Here is a 19694-nt window from a genome sequence, read left to right as displayed (position 1 = left end):
CTAGGGAGCGCCCGCAAAGGCACCCGAAAGGCTCGCGTTCCCGATGCACATCCACGAAGAGTTCTTCACCGTCGGTGGCGTCCCCGCTGTCAGGTGGACCCAGGACGACGACACCACCGCCCCTCGCCCGCTGATCCTCCTCGGCCACGGCGGCGGCCAGCACAAGACCGCCCCCGGCATCCTGCACCGCGCCCACCGCTTCGTGACCAGCGGATTCACGGCCGTCTGCGTGGACGTTCCGAACCACGGCGACCGGCCGACCGACGACCGTTACCAGGACATCGCCACCGAGATCCAAGCCCGCGTCGACTCCGGCGACGAGCTGGCCCCGCTGCTCGCCGAGTTCCAGGCCCTCGTCGCCGAGCAGACCGTACCGGAGTGGCGGGCCGTCCTGGACCACCTCGGGTCGGAAGCCGTCGGCTACTGGGGAGTGTCGCTGGGATGCGGGCTCGGCGTGCCGTTCGTGGCCGCTGAGCCCCGGGTCCGCGCGGCGGTGCTGGGCCTGGGCGGCGCCGCGGCCCCGGCTTCCGCCGTAGCCGCCGCACAGATCACCGTGCCGATCGAGTTCCTGGTCCAGTGGGACGACGAGCGGGTGCCCCGCGAGCAGAGCCTGGCTCTGTTCGACGCGTTCGGCTCGGCCGAGAAGACCTTGCACGCCAACCCGGGCCGTCACGGCGACCGGCTCCCGGAGCATGAGCTGGACAGCGCGGTCCGGTTCTTCACCCGCCACCTCATGCCGCGCTGACCGTCATCGCATCCGCCGAGCCCCGCTCGATCGACACGACGGCAGCAGCCGGTCGGGCGGGGCTTGGTGGATGACGTCGACGCCGCACCGGCCGGCCGACGACGACCCGAGCGGGCACATCGACGGGGCCGACCGGTCAGAACGGGGCGTCCACCGGGAGTCGACGCACCTGCGTCAGGTAGGGGTCCAGCTCGCCCACCTCGAACCGGCAGGTGCCGATGACGTGCCAGAACTGACCGCCCGGATCACCGTCCAGCTTGTAGCGCCCGTCCGGGCTGACCGCAGCCCAGCCGTCCGGCAGGCCGATCAGGGTGGCGCGCAGCTGAGCGTGCTCCGGGTCCACGACGTCCCAGAGCCGGACGGTGCCGTCGTCACCGGCGCTGGCCAGCATGCTGCTGTCCGGGCTGAACGCCACCGACCAGACCCGCCGGGTGTGCGCGGCCAGGGTGCCGTGCAGCCGACCGGTGCCCGGATCCCACAGCCGGATGATCAGGTCGTCCCCGGCGGTGGCGAGCAGCGCGCCGTTCGGGCTGAACGCACAGGACCAGAGCCGGCCGGTGTGCTCGGTGAGCACCACGCGCCGTTCGCCGGTCAGCGCGTCCCACACCACGGCGGTGCCGTCGTTGCTGGCGCTGGCGAGCAGCGTCCCCTCGCTGTTGAAGCACACCGCGTACACACGGTCGGTGTGCAGCTCCAACGTGTGGCGACAGGTCGCGGTGGCCGCGTCCCAGAGCCGGACGAGGTGGTCGTCGCAGCCGGTGGCGATGGTCTCGCCGTCCGGGCTGAACGCCACCGCCCGGACCCGGCCCCGGTGCGGGGCGAGGGTGGCGAAGTGCCGGCCGGTACGCCGGTACCACAGTCGGACCGTGTCATCGTCGTTGGCGGTGGCCAGCGCATCGCCGTCCGGGCTGAACGCGGCCGCCCAGACATGGTCGGTGTCCACGTTCAGCTCGCGTTCGTCGATTCCGGTGTCGGTGTTCCACAGGTGCACGCCGCCGTCCCCGCTCGGTGCGGCGACCAGCGGCTCACCCGGGCAGAACACGGCGGAGAGCAGCCGGTCGGCCGGGCTGGCGAACTGCCGGACCAGCCGCCCGGTGCGTGGCTCCCACAGCCGCACCACACCGTCGTTGCCGCAGGCGGCCAGCACCTCGCCGTCGTCGCGGAAGGACAGCGAGGTGACCCGCCGCCCGTGCCCACGCAGGGTGTGCTGAAGCTGCCCCGTCCGCGTGTCCCAGAGGCGGGTGGTGCCGTCGTTGCTGCTGGTCGCCACCTGGGCCTGGTCCGGCCGCCACACCACCGGCCAGACCGAGCCACGGTGCCGGCTCAGCTCGTGCCGGAGCTGGCCCTCGGCGGTGGTCCAGAGCTGGATCGCGCCGTCGCTGGCGGCCGTGGCGAGCATGGTGCCGTCGGCGTTGAACCGGACGCTGTAGATGGCGCCACGCTGCCGGTCCAGCACCCGGACCGGGCGGCCGGTCTCCACCTCCCACAGCCGCAGCGCGCCATGCGTGTCGCCGGTTGCCATCAGCCCGCCGTCGGGGTGCACGTCGAGGGCGTAGACGTCGGCCTCGTGGCCGCGCGGCTGGCGCAGCAGCTCCCCGTCGGCGGCCCGGCGGATCCACACCCGGCCGTGCTGTCCGACGGCGACCAGCGACCGACCGTCCGGGGTGTGCACCACCCGGTAGACCACCTCCGGCTCCCGCACCTCGAAGGCGAGGTCGCCCGACGCGATGTCCCAGCCACGGACCGCGCCGGAACTGTCCACGACCACGACCCGCCGCCCGTCCGGGCTGAACGAGGTGCCCCAGACGGGCGCGGCGTGCCCGGGCCATTCCTGGAGCAGCCGGGCGGTCCGGGTGTCGTAGAGCCGGACCACACCGGCCGCGTCGCCCACCACCAGCCGGCCCCGGGCGCCGTCGGTGAGCAGCGGCCACACCCAGCCGGCGAAGACCTCCTCGATCACGTGCCGCACGTCGCCGTGGTCCGCGTCCCACAGTCGTACGCTGAGGTCGGCCGAGCCGGTGACCAGGTGGTGCGAGGCGGCGTCGAATCGGACCGCGTACACCCGGCCCCGGTGGCCCTGCAGGGTCCGCACCGGAAGGCCGGTGGTGGTGTCGCAGATCAGCACCCCTCCGTCGTCGCTGCCCACGGCGAGCACCGTGCCGTCGGGGCTGTACGCAGCCGGCAACGGCAGCCGGCCCACCTCGAAGCCGTACGAGACGCCCACGGCGGACGGGGCCAGGCCCGGTGTCACCGGACGGCCCGGGGCGACCACGGCGCCGCGCAGCTCCGGCGCGCGCAGCAGCGCCGGGTGGGCACTCACGTCGATCAGCGCGGCCCGGTGCCAACTGCTGCCGGCCACCCGCGCGTCGCGCAGGTCGGCCCGGAACAGTCGGGCTCCGGCCAGATCGGCCCCGCTCAGGTCGGCCCCCGTGAGGCGAGCCTGGTCCAGGCGGGCGCCGCGCAACCGGGCGTGGGTCAGCCGGGCCCCGGTCAGGTTGGTGGCGACCAGGCGGGTGTCGGTCAGGTCCGCGCCGGTCAGGTCCGCCTCGGCCAGCTCCCGGTGGGACAGGTCCTCACCGCGCAGCACCGCGCCACGGAGGTCGGCCCGGTCGGGCAGCCGCAGCCGGGCGCTGAGCCGCAACGCGTTGGCCCGAACCGTCTCGCCGGCTGCCTCGTCGCCCAGCACCCGGGACGTCCAGGCGGTGCAGCGGGCCGGGTCAGCGAGGTCGCCGAGGAACTCCACAGCCAGCGTCGACAGCGGGCGCGCCGCCAGGGCCGACGGCTCCTCGCCCTCATTGAGCTGGGCGGCGGTCCCCGCGGCGACCAGCCACTCCATCACGGAGGTGTGGATGAAGCCGAACAGGCCGTCGTCGGTGCGGACCAGCAGACTACCCGCACCCACCGCGTGCGTCGCCTGCGATCCGGAGAGCTGGGACTCTGCCAGCCCGGACAACTGCCCGGCGGCCTCGGCCAGCTCGGCCAGGCGCAGGTACGACTCCCCGCTCTCCCAGAGCTGGAAGGCCAACCGGCTCACCGCGCGCCACAGCTCGGGACGGCGCAGGCTGACCGGCACACCCGGCACGCCCTGGGTGCGCCGCTCCTCGAAGTCCAGCCAGGCTTCCAGGATCTCCCGGTAGAGCGCGGCGGCGCTGAACGTGCCGCCCGCACCGGCCACGGCGGTCAGCCGTCCCTCGTCGAGGTTGGCGATGAAGCCGAGCATGCGCGGGTTACGAGAGAGGCCGAGCAGGTCCCGTACCCCGCCGAGCAGGTCCATCCGCTCCCGGGCCGCCCGCTCGTCCCCGCCGTAGCGGTGCCGCAGGAAGGTCTCGATCTGCGCGGGGGTGAAGTCCTCGACGGCCAGTACCCGCCGGTGCGGCAGCATGCCCACCCGCTCACCGAGGGCGGTGAGCACCTGCGAGTTGGTCTTGAAGTGCTGGGTGCGACTACTAACGATGATCTTGGCGTTCCCCTCGGCCGCCTGGAGCAGCGTCTCCAGGTGGTCCGCCGCCCGGTCGTAGGTGACCCGGGCCACCAACTCGTCGAAGCCGTCGAAGAGCAGGACGATCCGCCCCTGCCGGAGCATGTAGCGGAACGCCTTCAGGTCGATCACCTGCTCGCCGTGGTTGGCCAGGTGCGCCGCGACCAGCCCGTCGACCGAGTGCGCCTTGTCCAGCGCACGCAACTCCACCAGGATCGGGATCAGGTCGGGGGCGGCCGTCGGCAGCCGGCGGGCCACCTCGCGCAACGCGAACGTCTTGCCCCGGCCGAAGTCGCCGAGCACCAGCACGAACCGGCCGTCCGGCGCGGCGGCGAACTCGAGCAGCTGGTCCACCACGTCCTCGCGGACCTGCTGGTCGGCGCCGACCAGGTGGCGGTAGCGCTGCGGCACGTACTGGCCGGGCGGGTAGAGCCGGTCGGCCTGCAACCGGGCGGTCTGCGCGGCGACGTACTCACGCAGATCGAGCAGCCCCTGGAACTCGGTCAGGTGCAGCACCCGTACGCCGCGCCGCTGTGCCTCCTCGGCCAGTCCGCGCGGGACCCGGTCGCCGTCGTAGACCAACTCGGACGCGATGTCCGGGTCGGTGGCGTGCACCCGCCGGGCGAAGTGGTCGAGGTCCGTGGCGGTCGGGGTGCCGACGTACGCCCCGACCCGCTGCTGCCGGACCACCCCGTCGGCGCGGTAGGTGACGAACAGGTGCGGCGGCTCGACCGTCACCCGACGCACCAGCACCCGGTCGTGGCGCGCCTCGCAGACCTCGGCCAGCCGGTCGAGCAGCCGGTCCAGCGGCGCCACCGGGAGCACGGCCGGCGTGCTGACCGGCGCGTCCCCGACGGCTCCCTCGGCGGAGGTGGGCTGCCGCGGGTCCGGAATCTGGGCCGGCCCGACAGCACCGAACGTCGCCTCCGCCCGCGGCCAGCGCACGGCCGTCGACTCGCCCACCTCGCGCCGGTCGTCGCGGCCGAGCACCCAGCGGGTCATCCCGTCGGCGGCGAGCCGGAGCACCTGCGCCCGGCCGTCGCGGGTCGCGGTGGCCAGCGGCACCACCGGGTCGACCTGGGCACCGGTCGGCACGGCGTCGGAGAGCAGGAGGTTGAGCATCGGCCCGAGCAGGCGGTTGAACGATCCCCGGTCGCGCAGCGTCACCCCGTCCGGGACCGCGACCTCGTCGGCGTACGGGGTGCGCGGGCCGGGAACGTGCGCCATCGCGCCCAGCCGCAGCCAGCCGGACTGCTGGTAGTGACGCAGCCGCTGGGCGAACCAGGTGGACTGGGCCTCGCCGAGGAAGCCGTAGCGGTCCTCCTCGCGGTGGGTGACGGCGACGGTGGAGTTCAACCCGGCCACCACCACCCGCAGGTCCGGCACCGGGAACAGCGTCCACGGTTGCTCGCTGTCGAAGAGCCGGTCCTCCAGACCCTGGTAGAGGTCGTCGAAGAGCCGCGCGTAGTGCCGCCACTTCGGCCAGTACGGCGGCTGCGGGTCGACGTCGTCCGCCTCGCAGGTGGCGAAGTACGCGCGGCTCGCGGCCATGGTCACGTCGCGCGGGCCGGGCACCACGACCAGGCGGTGCGGCTCCAACCCGAGCAGCACCCGCAGCCCGGTGAGGAAACTCAGCGCGTCGGAGAACTCGCGGGGACTGCCGGACTCGGTCAGGTTGCCCGCCACCACCAACAGGTCGGGTCGGGGGACCTCGTCGTTCATCAGCAGGGTCAGATCACCCATCAGGTGTTCCTGGAGCTCCCCCGGGGTGACCGGGGCGCCCGGCTCGATCATGCCCCGACCGAACCGCGGACCGGTCACCTGGAGCACGGTCAGCGCCGTCCGCGCGGTCGGCACCGTCGCCGGGGCGGTGGGGAACGGTGGCGGGTTGATCGGCGTACGGCGGGCCCGGCGGGGCGCGGGCGGGCCGGCCACGGGCGCGGAGAGCACCCCGGCCGGGTCGGCCGGATGGTGCGGGAAGGCGGGTTGCCGGACGGGCTTCGCGCGGCCGTCGAGCGCCTCCCGGATCCGGTCCAGCACCCGGGAACGCGCCTGCACCGGGTCGGTGACCCCGACCAGGTCGACGTACGTGATGGTGGCGAGCAGGCCGTCGATCGGGCAGTCCTCCACCCGGACGGTGACCAGTTTGTTGCCGGTGCCGTCCGGATCGGCGCGCAGCGCCGCCTGCCACTCGAGCTTGCCGTACGTGGAGTGCAGGTAGCGTTCGGACAGGACGGCCACCACGACCGCAGCCTCCCGGACCCCCCGGTCCATGAAGTCGATGAAGTTGGTGCCGGCCACGAAGTCCCACGCCTGGAGCATCGTGCGGTAGCCGGCGGCCTCGAACTCCCACGCCAACCACGTCGCCCAGCGCTCGTCGGCGGGCGAGTAGCTGACGAAGAAGTCGATGGGGCGGTCGGACCGGGTCGGTTGCGCGCCTACAGCCACCCCGCCATTATGACCACTCAGGGTCAACCCGTCGCCACCATACGCGGTCGAGTCGGTCGCAACCCGGCGGGCGACGGTGTGCGAGGATCGTGCCTTGTGGACACCACCGGCGAGTCGCCGTCGGCCGCCCCGGACCGATCCTCCTGGGGTCGGCTGCACGTACTGGACTGGATCGCGATCGGCCTGTTCGCAGGCGGCGTCCTCTGCGTCCTGACCGGCCTCCTCCCCCGCGCGGACGCCGAGGCCACCGTACGCCGGATCCTGCCGATCCTGATCTTCCTCGGCGCCGTGGTGGTGCTGGCCGAGCTGACCGCGGTGGCCGGGGTCTTCGACGCGCTCGCCGCCCGGATGGCGATCACCGCGCGAGGCGACTTCCGCGCGCTGTTCTGGCTCTGCGTCGGGTTCGCCTCGGTGACCACGATCGCGCTCAACCTGGACACCACCGCTGTCCTGCTCACCCCGGTGATGATCGCTCTGGCCCGCAAGCTCGGTGTGCCGCCGGTCCCGCTGGCGATGACCACGGTCTGGCTGGCCAACACGGCGAGCCTGCTGCTACCCGTGTCCAACCTGACCAACATCCTGGCCAGCGACCGGATCGGGCTGGCCCCACTGCCGTGGGCGGCCCGGATGTGGTGGCCGCAACTGGTCGCCATCGCGATCACCATGCTGCTGCTCTGGTGGTGGTACTGGCGGCCGGCGCGGGCCGGCGCCGACCCGTTCGTGCCACCGCCACCGCACGTGCCGTCCGACCCCGTGCTCTACCGCACCGCGCTCGTGGCCTGCCTGCTGTTCGTCACCGGGATCCTCGCCGAGGTCGAGATCGGAATCGCCGCCGGGGTCGCCGCCGCGATCCTGGTCGCCGGATTCGCGGTCCGCGCCCGGGGCAGCCTGAGACTCCATCTGGTCCCCTGGCGGCTGCTGGTCTTCGTCACCGGGCTGTTCCTGGTGGTGCAGACCATCGGTCGGCTCGGGCTGGACACCGTGATGGGTGCGCTGATCGGCGACGACCCCGGGGCCGAGGGCGCGCTGCGGGCCGGCGCCGTCGGTGCCCTCTTCGCCAACGTGGTCAACAACCTGCCCGCGTACGTGGCCGGGGAGGCGGTCATCGCCGTGCACCACCACACTCAACTGTTGGCCCTGCTGGTGGGCACCAACGTCGGCCCGCTCGCCACCCCGTGGGCGTCGCTGGCCACGCTGATCTGGTACGAGCGTTGCCGGGCCGCCGGGGTCGCGGTCCCGCTGGGGCGGTTCGTGGCCACCAGCGCCGTCCTCGCCGCCCTGGCCACCACCGCCAGCGTCGCCGCCCTGCTGGTCACCCCGCCGGGCTGACCGGCCTCACCAACCGACGGTGGTCAGGCTGATCGGCGTGAGGTGGCGGACCTTCGGCTCGATCCACTGTGCCGCGGTCACCAGCTTGACCAGCCGGTCGATCGTCTCCGGCGGGCCGGCGACGAAGCTGCGCCGCTCGGCGGGGCCCCCGTACCGGTCGTCGAAGCAGCCGCCGTCGAGGGCCCGGACCACCATGCCGGCTTCCGCTGCCAGCAGCATCCCGGCCGGCAGGTCGACCGCCTCCGGACGGTAGCCGACGATGCCGTCGATGTCGCCCCGGGCCAGCATCACCCAGGACAGCAGCGGCGCCCACAGTTGCAGCACCCGCCGCGCGGTGGAGTCGAGCACCACCTTGAGGGCCCGGGCGGTGCTGTCGTCCCGGCGTACCTCGTATCCCTGGGTCCAGGCCAGCACCGGCGCCGGCGGCACCGGCCGGTGCCGCGTGCGCAGCGGCTGCCCGGCCGGGCCGTCGATGTGCACGAAGGCGCCCTGACCACGGACGGCCGACCAGGTGCGGCCGGCGACCGGGTCGTGCACCACCCCGAGCACCGGCGAGCCCCGGTCGCAGAGTGCGATCCCGACCACGTACGCGGGTAGCCCGATCGCCACGTTGTTGGTGCCGTCGAGCGGGTCCACCAGCCACGCCCAGGAGTCGTTGGTGGCGTACTCCCCGCCCTCCTCGGCGATCACGCCGTGTTCCGGCCAGCGGGCCCGGATCCGGCCGACGATCAGCCGTTCGGCGGCCAGGTCCAGGTCGGTGACCAGGTCACCGGACGCGCTCTTGGCCCGAGCGTGCAACTCGCCCCGGGTGCCCCGGCGCACCAGCCGCCCGGCGGCCTGCGCGGCCTCCACCGCGAACCGGTGTGCCTCACGCAGGTCCGGCCCGGGTCTGCCCGGCTGCACGTCCATGGTTCCTCCACCCCTCAGCCCCGTGCCACCAGTCGAGCGATCTGCCGCGCCATCCGAGCGGTCTCCGCCGCGTCGCAGCGGTCCCGGCGTATCCGGTGGCGGTGTCCGCCCACGGCGCCGAGGCTCAGGTCGCAGAAGCCGGGCGCGGCCCGGCCGAGCACCACGGTCACCGCCGGCTGCCCCGGGTCCACCTCCGAGGTGTGGAAGCCACCGGCGCGCAGCGCGTACGAGCTGCCTGCGCCGTACGTCTCCACGGTGACGGTCGCCGCCGTCACCAGCCGGTCGGTGGCCGCCAACTCGTCGACGTCGCCCCGGCTGTGCACCTCGTACACCCGCCAGGCGGGGTCGGCGGACGCCTCGGTCACCTCGATGAGCTCGTTGCGGACCCGACCGTGCAGCACGTGGCTGAGCAGGTCCCAGCTGTGCGAGTGCACGGTGGACGTGGTCGGTTGGACGGTCGGCGGCTCGGCCGGCCAGGCGTGCACGCAGATCCCGTCGGCGCCGGTACGGCTCACCGGCAGGCAGGTGAAGCCGAGTGGGTGCCGTACGGCCAGCAACGGCCGCTGCCCCTCGGCGACGTCGTCGAGGACGCCCGACACCCAGTCGCGGAGCAGCTCCGGCCGGGTGCCCCGGTCGATCTCACGTTCGAGGTCGGCGTAGCTCATCATGCGTACGGGTTCCTCGCCTGGATGGCCCGGCCCACGATGTCGGCGACCTCGCGGTCGCCGAAGGACCGGGGCAGTGGCAGCCCGAGCGCGGTGAACAGGCGGCGAACCTGCTCCACGGAGGGCTCGTCGTCGAGCCTGACCTGCCCGGCAGCCTCGATCGGCACCCGCCGGCTCTGTTCACGGCTGTACTGCAACTCGATGTTGTAGCGGTTGTAGTAGAGCTCCCCGCGGTCGATCCGCAGAGCCGGGGTCTGCGGATTCTCCTGGGTCACGATGACGCAGCTCGAGGAGAGGTCGTAGCGGAAGGTGGTCATCTGCGCGGAGACCCGGACGTCGATGGTGAGCAGCCCGGAGCGCTGCCGGTGCCAACAGGCGGCCAGCACGGTGGCGTAGGACTCCTTGCGGGTGCGGTCGACGGTCCACCGCTCGCCTGGCTCGTCGGGGGCGAGGCTGCGCCGGAACCGTGCGTACCGCTCGCAGACCTCCTCGTCGGTCGGGTCGATGATCTCGATGGCGAAGTGCAGGGTGGCGTTACGCCGACGAGCGTGCTCCAGGCAGTCGGGCAGGGTGACCGCCCGGGTGTAGGTGCCGGTGCCGCCCTTGAAGTTCCACCGGTCGGTGTGCCGACGGGCCTCGGCCAGGGCCTGCCCGACCTCGCTGCCGTGCAGGACGCGGACCATGGAGATGCTGTCGATCGCCTCCCGGGCCCGGTTCAGCGCCCCCTCCGGACCGGTTATCTCGCCCATCTGCGGCACCAGCTCCGCGAGCCGGTCCCGGGTGTCCCGGATGACCTGCCGCACCTCGCGCTCGGCGGTCTCCCGGCGCAGCCGGTCGCGCAGCAGCGCCTGGGCGAGCAGGCCGAGCACGAGCAGGATTGCGCTGTTCACCACGTCCTGGCTGACGCCGTTGTTGAGCCCGAGGGTCGCGACGGTCAGTGCCAGGAGCAGCCCGATGAACGCGTCGAGATTCCTGACGACCCAGGTGAGAAGGCCGGCCATGACATCTCCCGGTCGACGACGGAGCCCTCATGATAGCCCTATGTCAATGGCTGATCACGCACTGCTCCCGAGTCCCGCGCCCTGCGGCGAAGGTGGCTCGTCCAGCCGCCGGGCGGCGCAGATCAGCGAGCCGCCGAGCCCCGGCGCGAGCCGGGCGAGCAGCCGGGAGGTGACCCAGCGTCCGCCGGGCAGCCGCCACCCGACGTGGTTGGACCGCAGCGCCAGCGGTGCGAACCCCGCCCGCCGCAGCACCCGCCGCAGCAGCGACGCGGTGAACGGACGAATGTGCAACCAGAGGTAGGGGTGCAGCGGGTCCACCTGGCGGGGTGCGCGGCCGGCGAGGAACGCCAGCCGGTCCTGGACGGTCGCCAGGTTCGGCGTGGTGAGCACCAGCAGCCCACCCGGGGCGAGGACTCGGTGACACTCCCGCAGCAACGCCACCGGGTCGTAGACGTGCTCGATCAACTCACCGGTCAGCAGCCCGGAGAAGCTGCCGGTGCGGAACGGCAGAGCGCAGGTGGCGTCCAGGCAGACCGGCAGCGCCCGACCGGCGGCGGCCCGGCGGGCCGCACCCAGCGCGGCCTCGGCCATGTCCGCCACCACGAGCGGCACGGGCAGCTCCGCCGGGTCGACCGTGCTGCACGGACCACAGCCCAACTCGAGCACCGGCTCTCCCCCACGGATGTCGTCGACCATCAACCGGGCCGCGACCGCCCGGCGGACCCGGTGGTACGGGTCGTCGACGTACCCGTTGACCTGCACACCGTCGTGGTAGCTTCGCCGGTTGGCGCGCCGCCCGTGCGCCTGTGCGCTGCCCGACGGGGCCCCGGTCGGTGGCTCGGCCATCGCACCCTCCGCTGCGGCGCCACCTTCGGCGACGGCGACCACCTCCAGACTCGCACCACCCGGCGTCGCGTGGCGTGACCGCCGCGACGGTGCCCGCAGCCGCAGCGGCAAGCGCGGGGCGGCCGAGGGCGCCGGCGACGCGCCCTTCAGCCGCCACCGCTACCGCAGCGTGGCGGCGAACTCCTCGAACCGGGTCGGAGTCGTGTTGCCCTCGTTGCGGCCTTCGATCGGGCGCAGTCGACCGGCGCTGAGCGCCTGGTTGAACTCGACGAGCAGGGCGGCGAAGTCGGGCGAGAACCCGGCGGTCCCGGTGAGGATCGCCGCCATCTCCTCGTCGGACAGCTGGACGTACCGAAGGTCCGGGCGGCCGATCGCCGTACCGATCGCGGTCGCCACCTCTGCGTACGTGAGGTCGCGGGGGCCGATCAGCTCGCGGACGACCACGCCGCTCCAGTTCCGCTCGCGCAGCGCCCCGGCGGCGGCCACCGCGACGTCGGCCGTGGCGATCATCGGTACCTTCGCGTCGGGCGTGACGGAGTCGGCGACGACTCCCTCATGGCGGATCGTCTCCAGCGCCGAGTGGAAGCCCTCGAAGAAGGCACCGGGACGCAGGAGCAGGACGTCGACACCGTCGAGCGTCCGCAGTCGCTGCTCCTGCCGGTGCAGACTGGCGATGAACCCGTTACCGCCCGCCAGCTCCGCGCCGATCGAGCTGAGCGCGACCACGTGGCGTACCCCGCTCCTCCGGATCGCCGAGACGATGGTCTCCCCGCGTCGGTCCTGGTCGGCGTGGTAGTCGGGCAGGGTCGGGTCGAACGCGGTGAGCGTGTAGACCGCGTCGGCGCCGGCGAAGGCGCTCGCCAGGTGGTCGGCATCGCGGGCGTCACCGACGGCCGTCGCGGCCCCCAGCGCGGCCAGCTCGGCGAGCCGCTCCGGCGAGCGGCCGAGCGCCCGGACCTCCTCGCCGGCTTCGAGCAGCAGTTCGGTGACCTTGCGACCGGTGTTCCCGGTCGCCCCCATCACGGCGATCATGTCAGTCCCCCTCAGTCGGCATGTCTTGCCATGCGTCCAGCATCCGCCGGGCTTCAGGGACTGACTATGACTTCCTGTCCGCATTACATGCTCTTTCGTCCAGCCGGTCTGGATCGTCGGTGCGTTGCTCCTGGCACACTTGCGGCATGCCCGACGAACGTGCCCCCTGGCCCTCGGCCGCCGACCCGCTCGGCGAGGCGCTGCACTTCCTCGAGCTGCGGGGTGCGTTCTACTGCCGTTCGGAGTTCACCGCCCCGTTCGGGCTCGAGCTTCCGCCACTCAAGGACCACCTCTGGTTCCACGTCATCACGCGTGGGAGCTGCTGGCTCGACGCGCCAGGGGCACAGCCGCGCCGCCTCACCGGGAGCGAACTGGCCCTCGTCCCGCACGGCCAGGGCCACCGGCTGCGCAGCGAACCCGACGCGCCGACACCGAGCATCTTCGAGCTGGAGCGCGAACAGCTCGGCGAGCGCTACGAGATCCTCCGCCACGGCGGCGGCGGCGAGCGCATCGACATGGTCTGCGGAGCCGTACGCTCCGACCACCCGGCGGCAGGAAGGCTGCTGGCCCTGCTGCCACAGATCCTCGTCCTCGACCCGGCGACGGACCCCGCCCGGCTCGACTGGATCCAGTCCACCCTGCGACTGATGGCAGTCGAGGCCGACGGGCTGCGCCCCGGCGGCGAGACGGTTATCACCCGCCTCTCCGACGTGCTCGTCGTGCAGGCGCTACGCGCGTGGCTGGAGAACGACCCGGCCGCCCGGTCCGGCTGGCTCGGGGCCCTGCGAGACCCACTGATCGGCCGCGCGATCTCCCTCATCCACCGTGAACCCGGCCGGAACTGGACCGTCGCCTCGCTCGCCGACCAGATCCCGATGTCGCGCTCAGCCTTCGCCGCACGCTTCACCGAACTGGTCGGCGAACCCGCGATGAGCTACGTGACCCGCTGGCGGATGCACCTGGCCGCAACGGCGCTACGCGACGAGGGCGCCACCGTGGCCGAACTCGCCAACCGCTTCGGCTACCGCTCCGAGGCCGCGTTCGCCCGAGCGTTCAAGCGTGTGGTGGGCTCTCCACCCGGAGCGGCACGACGGACACTCCCCGCCCCCAGCCAGCAGACGGGAAGTGTCTCGACCGCCTACTCGTCGACGAGTGCGGCGACTGGTTGACCCAGCAGTTTCGACTTCTGCCCATCTGAGCACAGTCCCCCGAGGAATTTCCGCCGTCCCGGGGACCAACGCCGCCGAGCATGGAAACGAGACCTCAATAAACCGAGGCGTACGCCGCAAGTAACGAGGTTCAAACGCCTCTCACACTCGTGGGACAGCATTGTCAACAACCGATCTTCGACAGTTGGGAACGCCCCCACCGTCGTAGCGGATGTGCCGGTTCGGCACCCCGCCCAGCACCCGGAACGCCTCGACGTGGCCCGCCATGAACGCCTCCTGGCTCTACGAAGCGAACACCCGGCGCACCGCTTGCCGGAGAACTCCTCGCCAGGACAGCATTTGGCCTGCCGCTCCGGGACCGGGGCGGCAGGCCAAATGGGTCCGGCCGAAGGACGGCGGTCAGGAACTCTTGGGGAGTTCGTCGGGCCACCGCTGGCGGTCGACGCTGGTCTCCCACTCGGCCACCGGGGCCGACCCCCCGGCACGGGCTGCGGCCCGGTCAACGGCCGGGAAGTCCGCCCCGCCCACCAGCTGGTGCGTCCCACGCCCCTGCTCCGTCTTCGCCGCCAGCACGTAGGTCGTGCCGGGCCGCAGCAGGGGCTCACCCTCCACCCGCCAGGTGTCCTTACCGAGGGTTCCACCCAGCTGGACCACCCGCAGCGTCTTGACCGGATCGCCCTTGAGGGTCTTGTCCACGGTCACCTCGAAGACGGTGTAGGGCGTGCCATCGCGCTCCTGCACCTCGGCGATACGGTCCACCGTCGCGACGACGACGTAGTCGGCGAACCCCGCCACCTTCGTCTCATCCTTCACGTCGAACGCGTAGGACGCGTGCACCGAGTGCGTTTCACCCGCGCGCAGCGAGTCATAGGCCAACCACCCGCCAGAGGCCACCGCGACAGCGGCGGCGCCTGCGACCAGCGGTCGAACAAGGCGGCGGTTCATGATCAGTACCCCCATACGCTGTGATACGAGCTGATGTCCCACGACTGCAGGTTGTTGCTCATGTTCGGGTTGTAACAGGCCGGGCACGAGTCCATCACCGCGATCTCCGGCCCGTGGCCGAGCTTGAGGGAATGCCCGAACTCGTGGGTCATGACGGCGTGCTTCTGCGACTCGTTGTAGCCGTCCATGTGGTGCGTGTTCAGTTTGATGTCGTCCGCGCCCGTGCTGCAGTCGAACCAGCCCGCCCGACTGTCGCTCGAAGAGGTGTAGTCGGACACGTCGACGTCCGCGTAGGTCGAAGCCGTATCAGCTTTGACGTTGATCGGGTTCAGCGAGTTCCACTGATTCACCGCGTGCGACAACGAGTTGTTGTACTTGGTGAGGTCGTCGTAGACCAGCTCCCCGCCATCGACCGACGTGCAGTGATCCAATGGCCCCACATCGGCCGCCGCCGCTGATGCGAATCCCCCCGTGGCAACCAGCATCGAGGCCGCCACAAGGGCGGCCAACCGCGCCGATCGAAGCCCGTTCCCTGACATCCATCCTCCAGTTGATCGATGGTTGTCAACGAACCTAACGATCAACCAAGGGCAACGCAAGGGGTCACAAGACGGTGACGCAGAGTGTTGGATCTGTCGGGCGGCTGGTACCTGAAACATGATGCCGGTCATGACCAGGTGGCACGGGTTGGCGCCAGAGCGAGATGGCGATCTTGCCCAACGACCAGCCATCCCCCGCCGAGCCCATGGGCCACCTGGTGCTCAAAAGAGGTCGTCGTCGCCGTCGTCGCCTCGGATGGCGTCGTCGCCGTCCTGACCCCAGACGCCGTCGTTGCCGGCGTCGCCGTAGAGCTGGTCGCTGCCGAACGCGCCGGCCGGCTCGCAGGTGGCCTGGGCGGTGGTGCAGAACCGGGTGGACGGGCCGGGCAGCGCCGGATCGCGGGTACGCCGAGGGACCTGTGCAGTGGGCCGTACCGCGCCGGCCGTACCGTGCCCTCCCCGCCGTCCCGGGCGGACCGCCGGACCGACCGCCCGACCGGGTGAGCCCGGACTGTGGCGGCTGCCGGCGGCGCTGGCGCCATGTTTCCGGGCGGGCCCCTACCCGACCGCCGCGTGGCGCCCGTGGGGGCGTGACGGCGGACGGCAACGCCGCTAGCCTCGGCCTGTGGACCGGTGCGACGAGTGCGGCTTCGACTATGCCGGCGTCTCCGCCGACGAACTGCCGCCGTTCCTGCGCGCGCTCGGCGGGCGGTACTCAGCCGCCCTCGCCGAGGTGCGGCAGGTGCGCCGGCGACCGGCCGAGGGGGTGTGGTCGCCGCTGGAGTACGCCTGCCACGTCCGCGACGTGCTCGGCGTGCAGGCCGAACGCCTCGCGCTGGCGCTGCGCGTCGAGGAGCCGGAATTCGCCCCGATGGGACGCGACGAGCGCGCCGTGGCGGCGGCGTACAACGAGCAGGATCCCGCGACCGTGCTGGCGGCGCTGGGCGCGGCCGCCGACGACCTGGCCGCCCGGTTCGGCGTGCTCGGTCCTGCGGAACTCGCCCGCACCGGGGTCTACCCGTGGCCGCGACCGCAGGCCCGCACGCTGTTGTGGCTCGGCCGACACACCATCCACGAGGGCGAACACCACCTGCTCGACATCCGCCGCGCCGCGCGGTCGGAGGCATCCCGCTAGGTCATCGGGACTGCGTCGTCGACGCAGTGGTCCGGAGGTCGGCCTGGCGGGCGCCGTCGAACACCGAGCAGATGGTGGGACGACCTGCTCCCGCCACCTAGGCCGGCTCGCGGTTGCCGACCCGACGTCAGGCAGCCAGGGGGGACCGATGATCCGCTCGTCCGACTCCGGCACCCACGCGACGTCCTCGGCCGCCACCCCACCAGGGCGCCGGGCCGCCAGGAAGCGGCCGGTCGGCGAAGCCCGAGCGAGTTGACTGACGTATATCAATGTAGAGTTTCATCGATGTGAAGGTCGCTGGCGACCTGTCGGGGCAACGCCGCCTCCACCGTACGGAACCGACGATGTCCAGGGAGAGCAGATCATGAACGAGAATCGGGTGGGGCGGCTACGGACGCGGTGGAGGCGGGCAGCCCGAGCCGCCGTCGCGGCAGCGGCCGCTGTCGGGATCACCGCGCTGGCCATCGGAGTCACGGCGGGCGCAGCCACGGCGGGCGTCAGCTCTGCCGACCGGGGCACGCCGAACGCCTCGGTCGCCGCCGGGCCGGTGTCCCGGGTCGCCGCGGGCAATCTGCACACCTGCGTGATCCGCACCGACGGCGCACTCTGGTGCTGGGGCAACAACTTCTACGGCCAACTCGGCGACGGGACCAGCACGGACCGAACCACTCCGGTCCGGATCGGCGACGCCACCACCTGGGCGCGCATCGACGCCAGCATCAGCACCACCTGTGCGGTACGCACGGAGGGAACGCTGTGGTGCTGGGGCAGCAACAACAACGGGCAGCTCGGCGACGGGACGACCACGAAACGGAGCAGCCCCGTACGGATCGGCGACGGCACCACCTGGGCCAGCGTCAGCACCGCCACCAACCACACCTGCGCCGTCCAGACCACCGGCACCCTGTGGTGCTGGGGCCAGAACCGCCACGGGCAGCTCGGCACCGGCGTGACCCCCTATCAGGCGACCGCCCCGGTGCAGGTCGGCACGGCGACCACCTGGGCGAGCGTCACGACCGGGTACGCGCACACCTGCGCCACCCGCACCGACGGGACCCTGTGGTGCTGGGGCAGCAGTTCGGACGGGCAGCTCGGTCTCGGCATCCGGGACTACCGGGCGACGCCGACGCAGGTGGGCACCGCGACCACGTGGACCGGCGTGACGGCCGGGTACGTGCACACCTGCGCGGTCCGCGCCGACGGGACGCTGTGGTGCTGGGGCGAGAACGGGTACGGCCAGGTGGGCGGGGGCCTCGGCTTCCAGACCACCCCACTGCAGGTCGGCACCGGCACCACCTGGGCAAGGGTCGAGACGAGCATCGACTCGTCGTGCGCGACGCGCACCGACGGCAGCCTGTGGTGCTGGGGCAACAACGCGTCCGGGCAGCTCGGCGACGGCACCACCACCCACCGGTCGACCCCGACCCGGGTCGGTGCCGCCACCACCTGGACGGACAGCCTCGCCGCGTCCTACCACGCCTGCACGATGCGCGCCGACGGCAGCCTGTGGTGCTGGGGCGACAACTCGTTCGGGCAGCTCGGCGACGGCACCACCACCCACCGGTCGACCCCGGCACAGGTGGCCCTGCCGGGCTGACCGCCACCGATGAACGAGCGATGCCGTCGGTCCGCGCCGCCGCGGACCGACGGCACCGCACCATCGACCGATGTCGCGCAGTCAGATCGGGGAGAGCAACCACGGTACGGGCGGCTGCGGCGGTAGCGGGCGGCGGTCCGCACACCTCGAGCCCGTGACCGGAGCCGCGACCGACCGGGGTCGGATCTCGTTGCACTAATACTTAAGTATCTTTATAGTTCGATGGCACTAGATTCCCTCCCCGACCACCGGAGGTGCCCCGTGCGACTTCGCGGCAGAACGATCCTGGCCGCCGGCCTGCTGGCGGCGGTGGCGCTGGCACCACTGACCCTGACCGGCACCGCCGGCGCGGCAGCGGCACCGACCGCGAGCTTCACCAAGGTGAACGACTGGGGCTCCGGCTGGGAGGGCAGCTACCGGATCACGAACTCCGGAAGCAGCACGATCACCTCGTGGCGGCTGGAGTTCGACCTGCCCGCCGGCACCACCGTCGGAACGTACTGGGACGCGCTGCTGACCAGCAGCGGCCAGCGCCACACCTTCACCAACCGGTCCTGGAACGGCACGGTCGCCCCGGGCGCCTCCGTCACCTTCGGCTTCGTCGCCACCGGCACCGGCACCCCGACCGGCTGCACGCTGAACGGCCAGCCCTGCACCGGCGGCACGACGCCGCCCACCACCGCGCCGCCGACCACCGCGCCGCCGACCACTCCCCCGCCGCCGACCGCGCCGCCCACGACCCCGCCGCCGACCGGCGTCTCGCCGGTCGCGGCCAACGGCCAGCTCCGGGTCTGCGGTCGCCAGCTCTGCAACCGCGACGGCCGGGCGATCCAGTTGCGCGGCATGAGCACGCACGGCCTCCAGTGGTACGCGAACTGCGCCACCCCGACCTCCCTGGACGTGCTCGCCAGGGAGTGGAACGCCGACGTGCTGCGCATCTCGATGTACATCCAGGAGGGCGGGTACGAGACCGACCCGCGCCGCTTCACCGACCTGGTGCACCAGTACATCGAGCTGGCCACCGCCCGGGGCATGTACGCCGTCGTCGACTGGCACATGCTCAGCCCCGGCGACCCGAACCACAACCTGACCCGGGCGCGCACCTTCTTCGCCGAGATCGCCGACCGGCACAAGGACAAGGTCAACGTGCTCTACGAGATCGCCAACGAGCCCAACGGCGTGTCGTGGAGCGCCATCAAGAGCTACGCCGACCAGGTCATTCCGGTCATCCGCAGCCGAGACCCGGAGGCCGTGGTGCTGGTCGGCACCCCCGACTGGTCCTCTCTCGGCGTCTCCGGCAGCGGCGGTGGGGTGGACACGATCGCGGCGAACCCGGTCGCCGGCGGCAACCTGATGTACGTCTTCCACTTCTACGCCGCCTCGCACGGCAACGCGTACTACGACACCTTCGCCCGGGCCGCCGACCGGCTGCCGCTGTTCGTCACCGAGTTCGGCACCCAGGACTACTCCGGTGACGGCCCGAACGACTTCGCCATGGCCCAGCGCTACCTCGACCTGATGGCCAGCAAGAAGATCAGCTGGACCAACTGGAACTTCTCCGACGACTTCCGTTCCGGCGCGGTCTTCACCACCGGCACCTGTGGCAGTGGCCAGTTCGGCGGCACCAGCCGCCTCAAGCCGGCCGGTGCCTGGATCCGCGACCGTATCCGCACCCCCGACAGCTTCCAGTAGCGCCTGGTCAGGCCTTCGGGCGTGCCGCCTTTACGGACATCGTGGCGATGTCTGGCTGCGGCGCTTGGATGAGCGGGAACTCGCGTGGTGCGGGCGCGGTCGAAGGACTTCGCGGCAAGGGGCTTCGCGGGGCTGCGACGGTCGGGCCAGCGGACGACCGGTCT

14 protein-coding genes are annotated in these 19694 nt (G+C 72.3%); 6 read left to right on the top strand and 8 right to left on the bottom strand.

Features of this window, described 5'->3' with window-relative positions:
- Positions 1 to 43 precede the first annotated feature (43 nt).
- Positions 44 to 745: an alpha/beta hydrolase gene (locus ACLQ20_RS25155; protein ID WP_327027925.1), complete on the top strand. Its 702-nt coding sequence runs from the start codon at positions 44 to 46 to the stop codon at positions 743 to 745.
- Positions 746 to 881: 136 nt separating this feature from the next.
- On the opposite strand, the gene ACLQ20_RS25150 is transcribed toward ACLQ20_RS25155, so the two are convergent.
- A complete protein-coding gene (locus ACLQ20_RS25150; RefSeq protein WP_425857857.1) occupies positions 882 to 6671 on the bottom strand; it encodes a TIR domain-containing protein in 5790 nt (1929 codons plus the stop codon).
- A 96-nt stretch (positions 6672 to 6767) separates the two neighbouring features.
- On the opposite strand from ACLQ20_RS25150, the gene ACLQ20_RS25145 reads away from it, so the two are divergent.
- Positions 6768 to 8000, top strand: a complete 1233-nt coding sequence (locus tag ACLQ20_RS25145) for an SLC13 family permease (protein WP_425857856.1) — start codon at positions 6768 to 6770, stop codon at positions 7998 to 8000.
- Between the two features lie 6 nt (positions 8001 to 8006).
- On the opposite strand, the gene ACLQ20_RS25140 is transcribed toward ACLQ20_RS25145, so the two are convergent.
- The 5 genes from ACLQ20_RS25140 to ACLQ20_RS25120 all read right to left on the bottom strand — a co-directional run bounded on the left by ACLQ20_RS25140 (position 8007) and on the right by ACLQ20_RS25120 (position 12453).
- Positions 8007 to 8909, bottom strand: coding sequence for an inositol monophosphatase family protein (locus ACLQ20_RS25140; RefSeq protein ID WP_151455294.1), 903 nt, complete (start codon positions 8907 to 8909; stop codon positions 8007 to 8009).
- A gap of 14 nt (positions 8910 to 8923) precedes the next feature.
- Positions 8924 to 9577, bottom strand: coding sequence for a hypothetical protein (locus ACLQ20_RS25135; protein WP_151455293.1), 654 nt, complete (start codon positions 9575 to 9577; stop codon positions 8924 to 8926).
- The gene (locus tag ACLQ20_RS25130; protein WP_151455292.1) at positions 9574 to 10575 is read right to left on the bottom strand and encodes a hypothetical protein; all 1002 of its coding nucleotides are present in this window, start codon (positions 10573 to 10575) and stop codon (positions 9574 to 9576) included. The genes ACLQ20_RS25135 and ACLQ20_RS25130 overlap by 4 nt, the downstream gene beginning before the upstream one ends.
- 54 nt (positions 10576 to 10629) lie before the next feature.
- On the bottom strand, positions 10630 to 11421 hold the full coding sequence (locus ACLQ20_RS25125; RefSeq protein ID WP_425857855.1) for a methyltransferase domain-containing protein: 792 nt from the start codon (positions 11419 to 11421) through the stop codon (positions 10630 to 10632).
- Between the two features lie 159 nt (positions 11422 to 11580).
- Positions 11581 to 12453 (bottom strand): NAD(P)H-binding protein, encoded by an 873-nt coding sequence (locus ACLQ20_RS25120; protein ID WP_425857854.1) that lies wholly within the window; start codon positions 12451 to 12453, stop codon positions 11581 to 11583.
- A 146-nt stretch (positions 12454 to 12599) separates the two neighbouring features.
- Here ACLQ20_RS25120 and ACLQ20_RS25115 point away from each other — a divergent pair, with 146 nt between their 5' ends.
- The gene (locus ACLQ20_RS25115; RefSeq protein WP_151455289.1) at positions 12600 to 13622 is read left to right on the top strand and encodes an AraC family transcriptional regulator; all 1023 of its coding nucleotides are present in this window, start codon (positions 12600 to 12602) and stop codon (positions 13620 to 13622) included.
- A gap of 399 nt (positions 13623 to 14021) precedes the next feature.
- Here ACLQ20_RS25115 and ACLQ20_RS25110 read toward each other — a convergent pair whose 3' ends face one another.
- Entirely contained in the window at positions 14022 to 14582 is a 561-nt protein-coding gene (locus ACLQ20_RS25110; RefSeq protein ID WP_151455288.1) for a hypothetical protein, read from the bottom strand.
- Positions 14570 to 15076, bottom strand: coding sequence for a hypothetical protein (locus ACLQ20_RS25105; RefSeq protein WP_358120500.1), 507 nt, complete (start codon positions 15074 to 15076; stop codon positions 14570 to 14572). Before ACLQ20_RS25105 ends, ACLQ20_RS25110 begins: the two co-directional genes overlap by 13 nt.
- A gap of 655 nt (positions 15077 to 15731) precedes the next feature.
- Between ACLQ20_RS25105 and ACLQ20_RS25100 the strand changes: the two genes are divergently transcribed.
- The 3 genes from ACLQ20_RS25100 (at position 15732) to ACLQ20_RS25090 (ending at position 19530) form a co-directional block, all read left to right on the top strand.
- Positions 15732 to 16241 carry a DinB family protein gene (locus tag ACLQ20_RS25100; protein WP_358120503.1) on the top strand — a complete coding sequence of 170 codons (510 nt, stop codon included), beginning with the start codon at positions 15732 to 15734 and terminating at the stop codon, positions 16239 to 16241.
- 364 nt (positions 16242 to 16605) lie between these two features.
- Complete coding sequence (locus ACLQ20_RS25095; RefSeq protein ID WP_358120506.1) at positions 16606 to 17838, top strand: RCC1 domain-containing protein; 1233 nt, start codon at positions 16606 to 16608, stop codon at positions 17836 to 17838.
- 282 nt (positions 17839 to 18120) lie between these two features.
- Complete coding sequence (locus ACLQ20_RS25090; protein WP_425857911.1) at positions 18121 to 19530, top strand: cellulase family glycosylhydrolase; 1410 nt, start codon at positions 18121 to 18123, stop codon at positions 19528 to 19530.
- The last annotated feature ends 164 nt before the right edge of the window (positions 19531 to 19694 follow it).

The organism is Micromonospora sp. DT46, assembly GCF_049841735.1.
In the GTDB taxonomy this organism is placed as follows: domain Bacteria; phylum Actinomycetota; class Actinomycetes; order Mycobacteriales; family Micromonosporaceae; genus Micromonospora; species Micromonospora reichwaldensis.
Note: the sequence above shows the minus strand (reverse complement) of the source record. Positions and strands in the feature narration are given on the sequence as shown.

What these genes read in the sequence shown, in the direction of transcription:
- ACLQ20_RS25135 (WP_151455293.1), bottom strand. Translation starts at nt 9,577, where the DNA reads ATGATGAGCTACGCCGACCTCGAACGTGAGATCGACCGGGGCACCCGG.
- ACLQ20_RS25115 (WP_151455289.1), top strand. Translation starts at nt 12,600, where the DNA reads ATGCCCGACGAACGTGCCCCCTGGCCCTCGGCCGCCGACCCGCTCGGC.
- ACLQ20_RS25130 (WP_151455292.1), bottom strand. Translation starts at nt 10,575, where the DNA reads ATGGCCGGCCTTCTCACCTGGGTCGTCAGGAATCTCGACGCGTTCATC.
- ACLQ20_RS25120 (WP_425857854.1), bottom strand. Translation starts at nt 12,453, where the DNA reads ATGATCGCCGTGATGGGGGCGACCGGGAACACCGGTCGCAAGGTCACC.
- ACLQ20_RS25110 (WP_151455288.1), bottom strand. Translation starts at nt 14,582, where the DNA reads ATGGGGGTACTGATCATGAACCGCCGCCTTGTTCGACCGCTGGTCGCA.
- ACLQ20_RS25155 (WP_327027925.1), top strand. Translation starts at nt 44, where the DNA reads ATGCACATCCACGAAGAGTTCTTCACCGTCGGTGGCGTCCCCGCTGTC.
- ACLQ20_RS25140 (WP_151455294.1), bottom strand. Translation starts at nt 8,909, where the DNA reads ATGGACGTGCAGCCGGGCAGACCCGGGCCGGACCTGCGTGAGGCACAC.
- ACLQ20_RS25125 (WP_425857855.1), bottom strand. Translation starts at nt 11,421, where the DNA reads ATGGCCGAGCCACCGACCGGGGCCCCGTCGGGCAGCGCACAGGCGCAC.
- ACLQ20_RS25095 (WP_358120506.1), top strand. Translation starts at nt 16,606, where the DNA reads ATGAACGAGAATCGGGTGGGGCGGCTACGGACGCGGTGGAGGCGGGCA.